Here is a 15,251-nt window from a genome sequence, read left to right as displayed (position 1 = left end):
CGAATGAATATGAAAAATGAGCTCCATGTAATCTCAAATGGCCATATGCCATTCGAAGAGTTAGTGAATGTAGCGATGCAAATTGAGAGTGAGATCGATTATTTGCATATTCGTGAGCGTGAGAAAAGTACGAAGGAATTGTATGAAGGTGTGGAAAGTCTTTTGGGGAAAGGCTTTCCAGCATCGAAGATAGTGATAAATGATCGAATTGATATTGCTATTCTATTAAATATTCCGCGTGTTCAGCTAGGATATCGAAGCGCAGATGTAAGGTTAGTAAAAGAAAAGTTTTCTTATTTGCATGTCGGTTATTCAGTACATTCGCTAGATGAAGCGATAGTAGCATTTAAAAATGGAGCAGATTCACTCGTTTATGGTCATGTATTTCCGACAGATTGTAAAAAAGGTGTGCCAGCGAGAGGATTAGAAGAAATTGCTCATATGGCAAGTTGTTTATCCATACCAATAACTGCAATTGGTGGGATTACCCCTGAAAATACAGGTGATGTTCTTGCAAATGGTGTAAGTGGCATTGCTGTTATGTCCGGGATTATAAGCAGTAGTAATCCGTATAGCAAGGCGAAATCTTATAAGGAATCAATAAGAAAGTGGGCGGAAAAACATGTGTAAGAAGTATGATGTAGCGATTATTGGCGGAGGTGTAATTGGTAGTTCAGTTGCACACTTTCTAGCAGAAAGAGGGCATAAAGTAGCGATTGTAGAGAAGCAAAGAATCGCATCTGAAGCTTCGAAAGCAGCTGCTGGTTTGCTCGGTGTTCAGGCAGAATGGGATGCATATGATCCGTTGTTTGAGCTTGCTAGAGAAAGCCGTGCTATATTTCCACAACTTGCAGCAGTTTTACGTGAAAAAACAGGCATCGATATTGGGTATGAAGAAAAGGGCATTTATCGCATCGCTCAAAATGAAGATGAGAAGAAAAGAATTCTTCATATTATGGATTGGCAGCAGAAAACAGGTGAAGATTCCCGATTTCTAACGGGGGACCATTTACGGGAAAAAGAGCCGTTTCTTTCCGAGTCAATTATAGGGGCGGTATATTATCCGAAAGATGGTCAAGTTATTGCACCAGAGCTTACGAAAGCATTCGCACATTCTGCAGCAATTTCCGGTGCTGATATATATGAACAAACAGAAGTGTTTGATATTCGTATTGAAAATAATAAAGTGACTGGAATTGTTACGAGTGAAGGTGTAATCACATGTGAAAAAGTCGTTATCGCTGGAGGCTCATGGAGTACGAAATTACTACATTATTTCCATAGTGATTGGGGCACGTATCCTGTGAAGGGTGAAGTTGTTGCAGTAAGAAGCAAGAAACCGCTCTTGAAAGCTCCTATTTTCCAAGAACGTTTTTATATTACACCGAAACGTGGTGGCCGTTACGTAATTGGGGCAACAATGAAGCCTCATACGTTTAATAAGTCTGTACAACCAGAAAGTATTACTTCCATATTAGAGCGTGCCTACACAATATTGCCTGCTTTAAAAGAAGCAGAATGGGAAAGTACGTGGGCTGGGTTAAGACCGCAGTCTAATCATGAAGCTCCTTATATGGGAGAGCATGAAGAAATAAAAGGTTTATATGCTTGTACGGGCCATTATCGAAACGGCATTTTATTAAGTCCTGTTTCTGGTCAGTATATGGCTGATTTAATAGAAGGAAAGCAGGAGAATCACTTGCTAGATTCATTGCTTTCTAAAACGGTTTAGAAAGGGGATGGAAGTTTGAATTTAAAAATTAATGGTAACCAAATTGAAGTACCAGAGAGTATAAAAACAGTAGCTGGGCTACTTACACATTTAGAGTTAGATAACAGAATTGTTGTAGTAGAACGTAATAAAGATATTTTACAAAAAGATGATCATAACGATACATCTGTTTTTGATGGGGACCAAATTGAGATTGTAACTTTCGTAGGAGGCGGTTGATTATGTTAAACATTGGACAATTTTCATTTCATTCTAGACTTTTATTAGGAACAGGGAAATTCCCTGATTTTGATGTGCAGCAAAAGGCAATTGATGTTTCTGAGGCTGAGATTTTAACATTCGCAGTACGTCGTATGGATATATTCGATGCGAAGCAGCCTAATTTATTAGAGAAACTTGATGTGAAAAAATATACGTTATTACCGAATACAGCAGGAGCAAAAAATGCTGAAGAAGCTGTTCGTATTGCAAAATTAGCAAAAGCTTCTGGACTTTGTGACATGATAAAAGTAGAAGTTATTGGTGATGATAGAACGTTATTACCTGATCCAGTAGAAACGTTAAAGGCATCTGAAATGTTACTAGAAGAAGGATTTATCGTTCTACCATACACATCTGATGATGTTGTATTAGCTCGTAAATTACAAGAACTTGGTGTACACGCGATTATGCCAGGAGCATCACCGATTGGTTCAGGGCTTGGTATTGTAAATCCATTAAATTTAAGTTTCATTATTGAACAAGCGACAGTACCAGTTATCGTTGACGCTGGTATTGGTAGTCCAGCTGATGCAGCATTTGCAATGGAATTAGGAGCAGATGGTGTGTTATTAAATACTGCAGTATCTGGAGCGAACGATCCTATTAAAATGGCATATGCAATGAAATTAGGTATTGAGGCAGGACGATTAGGGTTTGAAGCAGGTCGTATTGCACGTAAACGTTGTGCAACAGCAAGTAGTCCTTTAGAAGGAATGAGCGTAGTTGAATAATCGATATTCTCGCCAAGAGCTATTTTCTCCAATTGGGGAAGAAGGGCAACAAAAGATAAGGACAAAGCATGTACTTATTATCGGTGCAGGCGCATTAGGTAGTGCAAACGCAGAGATGTTTGTAAGAGCAGGCGTTGGTCAAGTAACAATTGTTGACCGTGATTATGTCGATTGGAGTAATTTGCAAAGACAACAATTGTATGCAGAGAGTGATGTAGAGAATAATCTTCCGAAGGCTGTAGCGGCAAAAAAACGTCTAGAAGAGGTTAATAGTGAAGTAAGAGTAGAAGCTCTCGTTCAGGATGTAACGGCTGAAGAGTTGGAAGAACTCGTTACAAATGTTGATGTAATCATCGATGCGACTGACAATTTCGAAACACGTTTCATTGTGAATGATATATCGCAAAAATATTCTATTCCATGGGTTTATGGGGCATGTGTAGGGAGTTACGGTCTTTCTTATACTATTCTTCCAGGAAAAACGCCATGTTTATCTTGTTTATTACAATCGATTCCGCTTGGGGGAGCGACATGTGATACAGCGGGGATTATATCGCCTGCTGTGTCTCTTGTCGTTTCTCATCAAGTAACGGAAACACTTAAACTGTTAGTAGAAGATTATGACTCGCTTCGAGATGGGCTTGTATCATTTGATGTATGGAAAAATGAATATTCATGTATGAATGTGCGAAAGCTTCGTAAACATAATTGTCTATCGTGTGGTGAACAGGCAGTATATCCATATTTAAATAAGGAAAACACTTCAAAAACAGCAGTGTTATGCGGGAGAAATACAGTTCAAATTAGACCACCTCATAAAGAGGAAATGGATTTTGAACAATATAAAAAATTGCTGAATGATCGCGTGAATGATTTGAATGTAAATCCATATTTATTATCATTTTCGGTTGAAGAAAAGAGATTAGTTGCTTTTAAAGATGGCCGTGTACTTGTACATGGCACGAAAGATATAAGCGAAGCGAAAACAATTTATCATCGCTATTTTGGGTAGAAAAGGATGAGTGGGATGAAAGTGAATAAAGCTTTAACAATTGCAGGGTCTGATAGCGGAGGCGGCGCTGGGATTCAGGCGGATTTAAAAACATTCCAAGAGCTTGGTGTGTATGGAATGACGGCTATTACAGCAATTACTGCTCAAAATACGCTTGGCGTTCAAGGGGTATATCCTGTTTCTTTAGAAGGGATTACGGAGCAGCTGAATTCAATTGGTACGGATTTAACGCCAGATGCTGTGAAACTGGGAATGTTATTTAGTAGTGAAATTATTCAAATTGTGGCAGAGCATATTAAGAAATTTGGCTGGAATAATATTGTGCTAGATCCTGTTATGATTGCTAAAGGCGGTGCGTCATTATTACAACAAGAAGCAGTACAAGCATTAAAAGAATATTTATTGCCAGTAGCAACTGTTGTCACACCGAATGTTCCTGAAGCAGAAGTGTTAACTGGAATGGAGATTCATAATGTAGAAGATAGTAAGGAAGCTGCAAAAGTATTGCATGAATTAGGGGCTAAATATGTGCTTATGAAGGGCGGACATGCAGAATATCAAGGTAATGAAGTAATTGATTTACTCTTTGATGGTGAGCAGTTTATTGAATTTAGAAGTGAACGAATTCCTTCGAAGCAAACGCACGGAAGTGGGTGTACATTTGCTTCAGCGGTTACAGCAGGACTTGCGAAAGGCTACTTGATGGAAGAGGCAGTTCAAGAAGCAAAACGATTTATTAGTATAGCAATTGAAGAGCCATTGAATATTGGAAGTGGTCATGGGCCGACGAATCATTTTGCATATAAATTGAATAAGACGCATGTATAAAGATACGAGAAGCCAGTTTGTTAACTGGCTTTTTTTGTGTTTACTTTTTCCAAATACAGGAGTAATATATCAGCCAGAATACATTTTTTGTAATACGCTGAGTCCAAATGTATGGAGCGGAGGAACCAATTTGTGCGTCGTCACTAGGGGTGAATCTTTCAATGTTGAAAGTAGGGCTACTCTCAAAGTCCGAATCCGACAGCTAACTTCGTAAGCGTCTTGAGAGAGGACGGTGCCATGATGGATACATCACTTCATCGGTCTGATTAGTATAGGAGAATATCAATCTATGTTTGAGTTCTTTTATGCTAAGGAGGATGAGGTACATGGAACTAACACTTATTTGTGTTGGAGAAAAAAACAAGGTAAAGAGTTTAAGAGAGCTAGTAGCATTTCAGCATGAGTTAATTATTTTTACAGCCAATGAAGAGATAGCGGCTGAAGTTAGAGAGTATGGGTTTGAATCAGCTTATAGCTGTAATAAGGAGAAGGATTTTACTAGTATTTGCACACGTATTAAGAAGGTGATTTTACTAGGGGATGAGCTTCCGATAGTTAGTTTCTTCACAGAACACATTCGTTTTTCTTTTCAAGCGCCTATTACTGTTGTTACAAAGAATAAACGCTATCCGGCCAGGCTCTATGAAACAATTGGAGCTAAATTTGTAGTGTTTACGAACTGTGATAATATTTCTTTTTTATTTTTTGAATAAGGTGGGGGAAATGAAGATGAAAGTGTTGTTACTAGGAGATATAGCGAATCGTTGGGCGATATCGGTAGAGAGAGTTCACGAATTGGTAGTGCTCGATCCTCTTTTTCCAGGTCCATATATTATATTACCATCAAAAGATGTTTTGTATTTAGAGGCGGATATTACCGAATATGAGCAGTTACATGCGGAATTATCACAAGTTTATATTCGAGGGAGAAATTTGCGTGCTTTTTTGCGTGGAGAATAAAGGTTGAATGAAAAAAGAGCGAATGCTGAGTGCAACAAGCTATGCACTTCATGTAATTCGCTCTTTTTATTTCGTATTTAAAAGATCATTTCTGTGAAAAAGAAAGGAAAGACGAGAAAACAGATGAAAAAATATTAATAACAACTAATGTAAACGCTTAAATAGATGGATATTTTCTTATTTTCAGTAATTTACCCCTTTACAAGTTAAATTTAGAGGAGTATATTTACTCTCATAAATCATTCATAAAATTTCCAAAAAAAACCTAAAATCGCTGAGTTCCAGAAATGGAGCGGGGGAACCAATTTTGTGCATTGTCACTTGGGGTGAATCTTTCAATTTTGAAAGTAGGGCTACTCTTTAGGCCCGAATCCGACAGCTAACCTCGTAAGCGTTTAGAGAGGAGGTTTACTTTGTGTTGTTCGTTTCGAACACTAAGTAGAGCTTAGTGTTCTTTTTTTGATAACTAGATGGTAAAATTTAACAAAAGTGAGGGGTAGTTATGTTAGATGTTGTAATGATCGGTATTTTTGTTGGGTTAGTCGCATCGATGGCAAGTCTTGCAAGTTGGTCAGATAAAGTTGTGAAAGAAGGGAAGCAATCATGATGATTGCCTTATCGGTTATTGTTGCAGCGATTACGGTGTACTTAGTATACGCATTATTAAATCCAGAAAAGTTTTAATTAGGGGGAATCATTCATTATGATTTGGGTTGCAGTCGTTATTACAATGCTCTTGTTTATTTTAGTAGCAAAGCCAACGGGGATTTATTTAGAGAAAGCCTTTCAAGGTAGCAAGAAGCTAGATAAAGTATTCGGGCCTTTTGAGAAACTTATTTTTAAAATTACAGGTGTAAAAGGATACAATCAAACGTGGAAACAGTATGCATTATCATTAGTTCTACTCAATGGATTTATGATTGTCGTCGTATATTTCATTTTCAGATTACAAGGTGTATTGCCATTAAATCCAGCGCATATTGAAGGGATGGAGCCTACGCTCGCTTTTAATACAGCGATTAGTTTTATGGCTGATACAAACTTACAACATTACAGCGGTGAAAATGGTTTATCTTATTTATCACAATTAATCGGGATTACATTTTTAATGTTTGCGGCACCAGCAACGACGTTAGCCATCGTTATGGCATTTATAAGAGGGCTCGCTGGAAAAGAACTTGGTAACTTTTTCGTTGATTTTACGAGAGCGTTAACGAGAGTTTTTCTTCCTATCGCATTTATTGCGGCGTTAGTCTTTGTCGCACTTGGTGTACCACAAACGTTAGATGGGGCGGTTACAGCACAAACAATCGATGGGGCAAAGCAAAGTATATTACGTGGGCCTGTTGCATCATTCGTGTCCATTAAGGAACTCGGAAATAACGGCGGTGGATTTTTCGGAGCAAACTCTACACATCCTTTCGAAAATCCAGGGCAAATGAGTAATATTTTGCAAATGATGCTTATGATGTTATTGCCAACAGCACTTCCATTTACGTACGGACGAATGGTAGGAAATAAAAAACAAGGTCGTATCCTTTTCGTTTCACTATTCATGGTATTTTTACTAGGATTTATAACGATTACTACATCTGAATTACATGGGAATCCAGCGTTAAATGGAATGGGTATCGAACATGTAAAAGGAAGTACAGAAGGAAAAGAAGTCCGATTTGGAACAGTATTTTCTTCCCTTTATGCGACAGTAACGACAGCTGCGGAAACGGGGGCCGTTAATACGATGCATGATACGTTAACACCAGTTGGTGGTCTAGTTCCACTCGTAAATATGATGTTAAATACAGTATACGGCGGTGTTGGAGCAGGTTTTGTGAACATTATTATGTATGCAATTATTGCAGTCTTTATATCTGGTTTAATGGTTGGACGGACACCGGAGTTTTTAGGTAAGAAAATTGAAGGTAAGGAAATGAAATTGATTGCGGTAACGATTTTATTTCATCCATTGCTTATTTTAGGGCTTTCAGCATTAGCTCTTTCAACAAGCTTAGGAACGGATGCAATTTCTCATTCAGGTTTCCACGGTTTAACGCAAGTTGTATATGAGTACACATCGTCAGCTGCGAATAACGGATCTGGATTTGAAGGTTTAGCAGACAATACACCGTTTTGGAATATTACGACTGGTTTAGTTATGTTTTTAGGACGCTATTTCAGTTTAATTACGATGCTAGCTGTTGCAGCTTCACTGAAAGAGAAGACGGTAGTACCAGAAACAGTCGGGACATTCCGTACGGATAATGGTTTATTTGGAGGGATCTTTATCGGAACAATTGTAATTGTTGGTGCGTTAACATTCTTCCCGATGTTAGTACTTGGCCCAATTGCAGAATTTCTTACATTGAAGTAATGGAGGGTAAATGATGAGACCGGTAGTAGTAAAAGAAAAAAGAGTAAATGAATCACAAATACATGCTGTAGAAGATGAGGTTAGACAAGCAAAAACGATGGATCGTGATATCGTGACACATGCAATGAAACAATCCTTTGCGAAATTGAATCCGAAAGTAATGATAAAGAATCCGATTATGTTCGTTGTGGAAATTGGATTTATCATTACGTTAATTTTATCCTTTCTTCCAAGTAGTTCTAGTAGTGTACCAGGGTGGTTTAATATAACAGTTTCTCTCATTCTATTATTTACAGTTTTATTTGCTAACTTTGCAGAAGCTTTAGCTGAAGGGCGTGGTAAAGCGCAAGCCGATTCTTTAAAACAATCGAAGAAAGATGTGTTTGCAAATGTTGTAAAAGAAAATGGAGATATTGTTCAAGTTTCAGCAACTGATCTGAGAAAAGGTGACGTTGTTATTGTAAAACAAGGAGAAATGATTCCAAATGATGGTGAAGTGATTAAAGGTTTAGCGTCTGTCGATGAATCTGCAATTACAGGGGAATCAGCTCCTGTAATAAAAGAGGCGGGTGGCGATTTTTGTTCAGTGACAGGCGGTACGATGGTCGTAAGTGATGAGATTACGATTGTAATTACGAGTAATCCTGGCGAATCATTTATTGATAAAATGATTTCTTTAGTAGAAGGAGCTGCGCGTCAAAAAACGCCGAATGAAATTGCCTTAAATACAGTATTAACGAGTTTAACTCTAATTTTCTTAATCGTCGTTGTGACGTTGCCGATTTTTACAAACTATTTAGGGTTTCAAATTGATACAGCTGTACTTGTAGCATTGTTAGTTTGTTTAATTCCAACGACAATTGGTGGGTTATTATCAGCAATTGGCATTGCTGGGATGGACCGCGTAACAAAGTTTAATGTATTAGCGATGTCAGGGAAAGCAGTAGAAGCTGCGGGTGATATTAATACAATTATTTTAGATAAAACAGGTACGATTACTTTCGGGAACCGGATGGCACATACACTGCTACCAGTAGGAAATGAAACGATTGAGCAAGTAGGAAAATGGGCTGCGATTAGCTCAGTTTTAGATGAAACACCAGAAGGTCGATCTGTTATAGAATATGTACAAACGAAATCTATATCATATAATAGAGAAATTGCAGAACAAGGTGAATTTGTTCCATTTAAAGCAGAAACAAGAATGAGCGGTGTTGATTTACAGGATGGAACGAAAGTGAGAAAAGGTGCTGTCGGTGCCGTTATTGAATGGGTTCAATCACAAGGCGGAACGATTCCGAAAGATGTGAATCAAAAAGCAGATTTAATTTCAAAAGAAGGCGGAACACCACTTTTAGTTGCAGTGGATGATCGTATTTACGGTTTAATTTATTTAAAGGATACAGTAAAACCTGGTATGCGTGAGCGTTTTGAACAATTGCGCCAAATGGGGATTAAAACGGTTATGTGTACAGGGGATAACCCATTAACAGCAGCAACAATTGCAAAAGAAGCAGGGGTAGATGAATTCGTTGCTGAGTGTAAACCAGAAGATAAAATTGCAGTTATTAAAGCAGAGCAAGATAAAGGGAAACTTGTAGCGATGACAGGTGATGGTACAAATGATGCTCCGGCATTAGCACAGGCTGACGTTGGATTAGCAATGAATAGTGGGACGACAGCTGCGAAAGAAGCAGCAAATATGATTGATTTAGATTCGAATCCAACGAAAATTATTGAGGTTGTAGGAATCGGTAAGCAATTGTTAATGACACGTGGTGCGTTAACGACGTTTAGTATTGCGAACGATATTGCAAAATACTTTGCAATCATTCCAGCAATGTTTACACTTGCGATTCCGCAAATGGAAGCATTAAACATTATGAAATTAACATCACCGCTTTCAGCAATCTTATCAGCATTAATATTTAATGCGGTTATTATTCCGTTACTTATTCCGCTAGCGATGAAAGGTATCGCATATAAACCGATGAGTTCTAATGCATTGCTTAGCAGAAACTTACTCATTTATGGGCTTGGCGGAGTGATCGTTCCATTCATTGGAATTAAAGTAATTGATATGATTGTCGGCTTGTTCATATAAGGAAGAGGGGAAAAAAGATGGCGGAAAAACAAAGTATACTTTCACCAATTATTCGTATTACTTTTACGTTCTTAGTCTTGTGCGGCCTTGTATACCCGCTTATTGTAACTGGTATTGCGCAAGCGGTAATGAAGGATAATGCGGATGGAAGTCTTATATATAATGATAAAGATGAAGTAGTTGGTTCAAAATTAATCGGTCAAAATTTCACAGATCCACGTTATTTTCATGGACGTGTCTCTAGTATAGAATATAAAGCAGAAGCATCTGGTTCAAATAACTATGCACCGTCTAATCCGGATTTAGCAAAACGAGTTGAGAAAAGTATTGATGACTGGAAGAAACAAAACCGGGCCGTTCCAGTTACAGAAGTACCGATAGATTTAGTGACGAATTCAGGTTCAGGGCTTGATCCTGACATTAGTCCGAAGGCGGCTTCCGTACAGGTAGATCGCATCTCAAAATTAACGAATATTCCGAAAGAAAAGCTAGATCAATTGATTAAGGATCAAACAGAAGGAGCTGCACTCGGTTTATTTGGAGAGGATCGTGTAAACGTCTTAAAGCTAAATTTAGAATTGCAGAAATTAATGAAATAGTAACAGTGCTACCTCAATCTAACGGATTGAGGTAGCGTTGTTTCGAAAGAAAGGTTGTGAGTGTTTTGTATGCGGATGACTATAAACCGACGTTTCAAAGGCGAACGCCAGAAGAGTATTTAGAATATATTCAGCAGCAAAATCGCGGAAAGTTAAAGCTATACGTAGGGGCTGCACCTGGAGTTGGGAAAAGTTATAAAATGCTATTTGATGCAAGAGAGATGAAAAAAGACGGTATTGATATTGTAGTTGGTTTAATTGAAACACACGGTAGAAAAGAGACGGAAGAAGCAATTGCTGATTTAGAAAAAGTTCCTTTAAAAGAAATAGATTATAAAGGGAAAGTATTTTATGAGCTTGATGTAGAAGGAATTATAAAGCGGGCACCACAAATTGTTGTTGTGGATGAACTTGCGCATAGTAATATTCCCGGGTCGAAAAATAAGAAACGTTACATGGATGTGCAGGAATTGTTAGATGCCGGTATATCTGTATTATCAGCGTTTAATATTCAACATTTAGAAAGCGTTCATGATATTGTAGCTCAAATTACGAATGTCAAAGTACGAGAGCGTATTCCAGACTTTATTTTACAAAAAGCAAATGAAATTCAGCTTGTTGATGCAACACCTGAGGTACTCCGGAAGAGATTAATAGATGGAAAGATATATAAGGAAGAAAAAATAGAGCAAAGCTTACAAAACTTCTTTACGATAAATAATTTAGGGGCATTAAGAGAGTTATCACTTCGAGAAGTTGCAGATGATATGGATGAGAAAATTAGCCAAACAGTAATAGAACCGATCGGTGTGAAAGAAAAAATTCTCGTTTGTGTACAATACAGTTCAACAGCAGAGAAATTAATACGGAGAGGTTGGCGCATGGCTGATCGGCTAAATGCTGAATTGTATGTGTTAAACGTTGAAAGAGAAAATATAGATTCTATTTCAGCTGGCAAAAAGCAAACGATTGAAGAATGGAAATCGCTAACGAATCAATTTGATGCGAGCTTTGTATTAGAAGAAGCAAAGGGAAGAAAGCCCGCTGATGTTATTATTGAAGTTGCAAAAAGACTACAGGTGACACAAGTTTTACTCGGGCAATCGGCGAGAACACGGTGGGAAGAAATACGAAAAGGTTCTATTGTAAATGAAATTATGAGACAAACGAAGTATATTGATATTCATATCGTTGCTGATCAAAGAGCTTAAGAGACCATCTATAGGTCTCTTAAGCTCTTTGTGCAGCATGGGAATGTAGCATTTTCATTGCGTGTAAAACTATAAGTAGAAATATAATTGCCCCTAGGAAGAAAATCCAAAAGTAATTTTGATTAAATAAAAGAAACCCACCTACAATAGGCCCTGTACCCATACCAAGATAGCGAATGAAGTTGTACATACCGATGGCAGTTGCGCGTTCTTGTACGAATTCTTCCGTTAATAAAGTAGTGTGAGTCGGCATAGAAAGTCCCATACTAAAACCGTATAAAGAGGTAACGATAATTACGGATGGGGTATTGATGCTATATGTGAAAGAGAATAAAGTGACACATATAATGTTGAAGAAACTAGTGATGAATAAAGCCTGCTTTGTTGTGAAATGTTTTTGCAAAAATTTGTAGCAATAGCTTCCTAACATAAGAGAAAGGGACATCGGTACAAACATAAGACCAATTTCGCTTGCGCTTAGATGAAATATATTTGTTAATATGCTAGGTAAAAAAACGAGGAAACAGAAATATATACAAAATTGAATAAAGCCAATAAGTGTAATGGAAAATCCAGTTTTATTTTTTAAGATAAGCCAGTAATTCTTTTTTGCTTTAGGTTTCTCAATTACATTTGGTTTTGTTTCTGGAAGTAGTGAAATGTTTATAATTAATAAGATGATGCCAATTGTAGATAAAAAAAGAAATACAGATAAGTGGCCATTTATACTGCCGAGATAGCCACCTATGAGAGGACCGATTGCAGGTGCGAGAGCAAGTAACATTTGATAAAGGCTCATCGCTTCTCCGCGTTCTTTTCCTTCAAATAAATCACCGATAATCGTTGCTGCAACTACAGGTATAGCCGCTATTCCTATAGCTTGAACAGCTCTAAAAAATAGAAATAAGTAAATGTTCGGTGAGAAAGCACAACCAATTGAGCCGATTGTACTAATGATTAAACTAGGGATAAGGACAGATTTTCTTCCCTTTGTATCAATTAAAGGTCCGTATATGAGCTGCATAACCGCAAGAACGAATGTGAAAAGTGAAACGGTTAAATTTACAAGATAAAGAGAAGTATGAAACGAATTTTGAATCCTCGGCAAGATAGGTGTATAAATATTTTGAGCGAAGGAACCGAGTAAGGCACTCATACAGACAACATATAAAATGAAATTCAGTTTGGTTTTTTCCATAATGTTAACCTCCTTGTCATTTGGTTTCCTTGGAAACTAAATTAATTTTAACATGATTTTCTCACTTGTAAAGATGAAAAAATGATTTTAAAATGGTATATAGTTAAATTGTTTCTTTGGAAACTTAGGAGGCGAATGGATTGGAACGTACAGCGAAACAAATGGAAATACTATCGGATATTCGTACACTTTTTCATAAAAAAGAAGAGCATTTGAAAGAAAATAATGAGAAGTTTCTTCGTGAGACAGGTGTAAGTGGTATGTCTTTATCTGAGTTACATGTTATCGAGTGTATCGGAAAAAATGGTCTGATGAATGTAACTGCTATTGCAACAGAAATGGGAATGACGAAAGGCGCAATCTCTAAAATTTGTACAAAGTTGTTTCAAAAGCAATTCGTTGAGAAAATGCAAATGTTAGATAATCAAAAAGAAATTTTCTTCCGCTTAACGGAAAGAGGAAATGAAATATATAAAGCTCATGAAAAATTGCATAAACAAGCTGAAGAAAAGTGGCTGTTACTTTTAGATGGATATACGAAAGAAGAGCAAGATTTTATTCAAAGGTTTATAAAGGATGTCTCTGGTCATTTGGAAATATAATTGGAAGAAAAAACCCCTCCATTTCAAGCCTTTTCAATATAATTTCTGAAAGAACTCATATATAATAGAAAAAGATACTTAACATAGTGAATAATTAAAGAGTCAATATATATAAAGAGGAGAGAATAACATGCTTGAAAATACGGGGTTAGTATTAGAAGGCGGCGGTATGCGTGGTGTATATACGGGCGGGATATTAGAATATTTTATGGAACAAGATTTATATTTTCCATATGTAATTGGTGTATCAGCTGGTGCTTGTCATGCAGCGTCGTATCTTTCCAGACAAAGAAATAGAAATAAAACAGTAAATATTGATTATGCATCACATCCGCAGTATTTATCGTATAAAAACTTGTGGAAAAAACGTCAGCTATTTGATATGGAATTCATTTTTCATGAAATTCCAGAAAAGCATGTACCGTTTGATTTTGAAACATACTTTAATAGTCCAGAGCGTTTCCTTGTAGGAACAACTGATTGTGAAACAGGACAGTCTGTTTATTTTGAAAAAGAGGGAACGAATGATGATGCACTAAATTTATTGCAAGCATCTAGTTCATTACCTTTCATTGCACCGGCAGTAAACTACCGAGGTAAGCAATTGTTAGATGGCGGGATTTCAGATCCGATTCCAGTTCGTAAAGCACAGGAAGATGGATTTAAAAAATCAGTCGTTATTTTGACGAGAAATCATGGTTACGCGAAGAAAAAATCAAAATTTGGTTGGATTGCAGCAAAGGCTTATAAGAAGTATCCAAACCTTGTAAATACGATGCTGAATCGTTATGAAGTGTATAATGAAACACTTCACTACATTGAAAAAGAAGAGCAAGCTGGTAATTTATTTGTTATTCGCCCAGAAGTGCCGCTTCAAGTAGATCGTATGGAAAAGGATACGGCTAAATTACAAAGTTTATATGAGCAAGGCTATGAAGATGCAAAGAGACAATTTGCAGATTTACAGGCGTTTTTGCAAAAATAATAATTAGGCTGTGGAGAAGGAGTTCTCTGCAGCCTTTTTTATTATTGGTTTCAATACCGAATGTTGGTTATATACATTTTGGGATTATGGTATAATATGGATAAAAGTATGTAGAGAGGTGATACATATGGAAAATGTATATAAAGGGCTTAGACATACTGGATTTACAATGTTGCTTATTTTTGGTGGCGTATTTCTACTGCGCTGGTTCATTCATGATGAAATGTTATTAGATCAGCTTATTGGTTTTAGTATAGGAATGGTAATGGTTATTTCATCAGTGTTCATTCAAAAGTATAGTAAAGAATTGCAGGTAAATGAGAAATATTAAAGGTTTCTAACCTCTTTTAAGTAGTTTGGTCGTAGAGGAGGCTTTCATATGACTTTTTTATTTGCGGTATATTTTGTTTTTATTATGACATTGTTAATTACATTTCTTCTTTCTAAAAGATCATTTGAGAAGCCTTTTATTAAATATATACCAGCGTTCATATTGTTTATTTTGGCTTTCATTTCTTCTATTATTTTTATATTTAATAACGGAATGGGAGAGCTTATGATAGCAATCTTCTTAGGTGTTACAGCAATAGCGAACGGTCTTTTGCTTTTTGCGTTGAAAGTAGTTCGTGTGATTGTTGCAAAAGGAAAGTAGCGCAT

At 36.9% G+C, this 15,251-nt stretch carries 19 protein-coding genes and 2 riboswitches; of the genes, 18 read left to right on the top strand and 1 reads right to left on the bottom strand.

All coding sequences use genetic code 11. From position 1 onward, the window contains the following. The first annotated feature begins 9 nt into the window (after nt 1-9). From tenI to kdpDN, 14 genes are all read left to right on the top strand, one after another. A complete protein-coding gene (gene tenI / locus NSS74_RS20005) occupies nt 10-630 on the top strand; it encodes a thiazole tautomerase TenI (protein ID WP_016101785.1) in 621 nt (206 codons plus the stop codon). After that, nucleotides 623-1,732 (top strand): glycine oxidase ThiO, encoded by a 1,110-nt coding sequence (gene thiO, locus NSS74_RS20000; RefSeq protein WP_002140430.1) that lies wholly within the window; start codon nt 623-625, stop codon nt 1,730-1,732. Before tenI ends, thiO begins: the two co-directional genes overlap by 8 nt. A 15-nt stretch (nt 1,733-1,747) precedes the next feature. Then, complete coding sequence (thiS, locus tag NSS74_RS19995; RefSeq protein ID WP_002010653.1) at nt 1,748-1,951, top strand: sulfur carrier protein ThiS; 204 nt, start codon at nt 1,748-1,750, stop codon at nt 1,949-1,951. Nucleotides 1,952-1,953: 2 nt separating this feature from the next. Beyond that, nucleotides 1,954-2,724: a thiazole synthase gene (gene thiG, locus NSS74_RS19990; RefSeq protein WP_002186754.1), complete on the top strand. Its 771-nt coding sequence runs from the start codon at nt 1,954-1,956 to the stop codon at nt 2,722-2,724. Beyond that, on the top strand, nt 2,717-3,736 hold the full coding sequence (locus NSS74_RS19985) for a thiazole biosynthesis adenylyltransferase ThiF (protein WP_002125334.1): 1,020 nt from the start codon (nt 2,717-2,719) through the stop codon (nt 3,734-3,736). The genes thiG and NSS74_RS19985 overlap by 8 nt, the downstream gene beginning before the upstream one ends. Before the next feature lie 15 nt (nt 3,737-3,751). Next, a complete protein-coding gene (gene thiD, locus NSS74_RS19980; protein ID WP_002125335.1) occupies nt 3,752-4,564 on the top strand; it encodes a bifunctional hydroxymethylpyrimidine kinase/phosphomethylpyrimidine kinase in 813 nt (270 codons plus the stop codon). An 85-nt stretch (nt 4,565-4,649) separates the two neighbouring features. After that, a riboswitch (cyclic di-AMP (ydaO/yuaA leader) is annotated at nt 4,650-4,797 on the top strand. Nucleotides 4,798-4,890: 93 nt separating this feature from the next. Then, nucleotides 4,891-5,277, top strand: coding sequence for a hypothetical protein (locus tag NSS74_RS19975; RefSeq protein ID WP_002010661.1), 387 nt, complete (start codon nt 4,891-4,893; stop codon nt 5,275-5,277). 16 nt (nt 5,278-5,293) lie between these two features. Then, nucleotides 5,294-5,524 (top strand): hypothetical protein, encoded by a 231-nt coding sequence (locus NSS74_RS19970; RefSeq protein WP_016101779.1) that lies wholly within the window; start codon nt 5,294-5,296, stop codon nt 5,522-5,524. 262 nt (nt 5,525-5,786) lie between these two features. Beyond that, a riboswitch (cyclic di-AMP (ydaO/yuaA leader) is annotated at nt 5,787-5,932 on the top strand. A gap of 94 nt (nt 5,933-6,026) precedes the next feature. After that, complete coding sequence (locus NSS74_RS19965) at nt 6,027-6,131, top strand: SipW-dependent-type signal peptide-containing protein (RefSeq protein ID WP_000887888.1); 105 nt, start codon at nt 6,027-6,029, stop codon at nt 6,129-6,131. Then, on the top strand, nt 6,128-6,208 hold the full coding sequence (gene kdpF / locus NSS74_RS19960; protein WP_000972378.1) for a K(+)-transporting ATPase subunit F: 81 nt from the start codon (nt 6,128-6,130) through the stop codon (nt 6,206-6,208). The genes NSS74_RS19965 and kdpF overlap by 4 nt, the downstream gene beginning before the upstream one ends. Nucleotides 6,209-6,227: 19 nt before the next feature. Continuing rightward, nucleotides 6,228-7,895, top strand: a complete 1,668-nt coding sequence (gene kdpA, locus NSS74_RS19955) for a potassium-transporting ATPase subunit KdpA (protein WP_340814165.1) — start codon at nt 6,228-6,230, stop codon at nt 7,893-7,895. Between the two features lie 13 nt (nt 7,896-7,908). Next, nucleotides 7,909-9,999, top strand: coding sequence for a potassium-transporting ATPase subunit KdpB (gene kdpB, locus NSS74_RS19950; RefSeq protein WP_002140441.1), 2,091 nt, complete (start codon nt 7,909-7,911; stop codon nt 9,997-9,999). A 17-nt stretch (nt 10,000-10,016) separates the two neighbouring features. Then, nucleotides 10,017-10,598 (top strand): K(+)-transporting ATPase subunit C, encoded by a 582-nt coding sequence (gene kdpC, locus NSS74_RS19945; protein ID WP_060749977.1) that lies wholly within the window; start codon nt 10,017-10,019, stop codon nt 10,596-10,598. A gap of 56 nt (nt 10,599-10,654) precedes the next feature. Continuing rightward, complete coding sequence (gene kdpDN / locus NSS74_RS19940) at nt 10,655-11,809, top strand: KdpD-like non-kinase potassium sensor (RefSeq protein WP_088038509.1); 1,155 nt, start codon at nt 10,655-10,657, stop codon at nt 11,807-11,809. 19 nt (nt 11,810-11,828) lie between these two features. Here the strand turns inward: kdpDN and NSS74_RS19935 are convergent, their stop codons facing one another. Then, the gene (locus NSS74_RS19935) at nt 11,829-13,007 is read right to left on the bottom strand and encodes an MFS transporter (RefSeq protein ID WP_340814164.1); all 1,179 of its coding nucleotides are present in this window, start codon (nt 13,005-13,007) and stop codon (nt 11,829-11,831) included. 140 nt (nt 13,008-13,147) lie between these two features. Here NSS74_RS19935 and NSS74_RS19930 point away from each other — a divergent pair, with 140 nt between their 5' ends. The 4 genes from NSS74_RS19930 (at nt 13,148) to NSS74_RS19915 (ending at nt 15,246) form a co-directional block, all read left to right on the top strand. Then, nucleotides 13,148-13,609 (top strand): MarR family transcriptional regulator, encoded by a 462-nt coding sequence (locus NSS74_RS19930; RefSeq protein ID WP_002125351.1) that lies wholly within the window; start codon nt 13,148-13,150, stop codon nt 13,607-13,609. Between the two features lie 130 nt (nt 13,610-13,739). Then, nucleotides 13,740-14,594: a patatin-like phospholipase family protein gene (locus NSS74_RS19925; protein ID WP_002140445.1), complete on the top strand. Its 855-nt coding sequence runs from the start codon at nt 13,740-13,742 to the stop codon at nt 14,592-14,594. Nucleotides 14,595-14,721: 127 nt separating this feature from the next. Next, entirely contained in the window at nt 14,722-14,925 is a 204-nt protein-coding gene (locus NSS74_RS19920) for a hypothetical protein (RefSeq protein ID WP_000432819.1), read from the top strand. 48 nt (nt 14,926-14,973) lie between these two features. Next, the gene (locus NSS74_RS19915) at nt 14,974-15,246 is read left to right on the top strand and encodes a hypothetical protein (protein ID WP_000143386.1); all 273 of its coding nucleotides are present in this window, start codon (nt 14,974-14,976) and stop codon (nt 15,244-15,246) included. Nucleotides 15,247-15,251 lie beyond the last annotated feature (5 nt).

The sequence above is a fragment of the Bacillus sp. FSL E2-8868 genome (assembly GCF_038005505.1).
GTDB classification, from domain to species: Bacteria; Bacillota; Bacilli; order Bacillales; family Bacillaceae_G; genus Bacillus_A; species Bacillus_A mycoides.
Note: the sequence above shows the minus strand (reverse complement) of the source record. Positions and strands in the feature narration are given on the sequence as shown.

Coding starts and splice junctions, on each gene's coding strand:
- kdpB (WP_002140441.1), top strand. CDS start 7,909: ATGAGACCGGTAGTAGTAAAAGAAAAAAGAGTAAATGAATCACAAATA.
- NSS74_RS19915 (WP_000143386.1), top strand. CDS start 14,974: ATGACTTTTTTATTTGCGGTATATTTTGTTTTTATTATGACATTGTTA.
- tenI (WP_016101785.1), top strand. CDS start 10: ATGAAAAATGAGCTCCATGTAATCTCAAATGGCCATATGCCATTCGAA.
- NSS74_RS19965 (WP_000887888.1), top strand. CDS start 6,027: ATGTTAGATGTTGTAATGATCGGTATTTTTGTTGGGTTAGTCGCATCG.
- NSS74_RS19925 (WP_002140445.1), top strand. CDS start 13,740: ATGCTTGAAAATACGGGGTTAGTATTAGAAGGCGGCGGTATGCGTGGT.
- thiG (WP_002186754.1), top strand. CDS start 1,954: ATGTTAAACATTGGACAATTTTCATTTCATTCTAGACTTTTATTAGGA.
- thiO (WP_002140430.1), top strand. CDS start 623: ATGTGTAAGAAGTATGATGTAGCGATTATTGGCGGAGGTGTAATTGGT.
- NSS74_RS19975 (WP_002010661.1), top strand. CDS start 4,891: ATGGAACTAACACTTATTTGTGTTGGAGAAAAAAACAAGGTAAAGAGT.
- kdpA (WP_340814165.1), top strand. CDS start 6,228: ATGATTTGGGTTGCAGTCGTTATTACAATGCTCTTGTTTATTTTAGTA.
- NSS74_RS19970 (WP_016101779.1), top strand. CDS start 5,294: ATGAAAGTGTTGTTACTAGGAGATATAGCGAATCGTTGGGCGATATCG.
- kdpF (WP_000972378.1), top strand. CDS start 6,128: ATGATGATTGCCTTATCGGTTATTGTTGCAGCGATTACGGTGTACTTA.
- NSS74_RS19920 (WP_000432819.1), top strand. CDS start 14,722: ATGGAAAATGTATATAAAGGGCTTAGACATACTGGATTTACAATGTTG.
- thiD (WP_002125335.1), top strand. CDS start 3,752: ATGAAAGTGAATAAAGCTTTAACAATTGCAGGGTCTGATAGCGGAGGC.
- NSS74_RS19935 (WP_340814164.1), bottom strand. CDS start 13,007: ATGGAAAAAACCAAACTGAATTTCATTTTATATGTTGTCTGTATGAGT.
- kdpC (WP_060749977.1), top strand. CDS start 10,017: ATGGCGGAAAAACAAAGTATACTTTCACCAATTATTCGTATTACTTTT.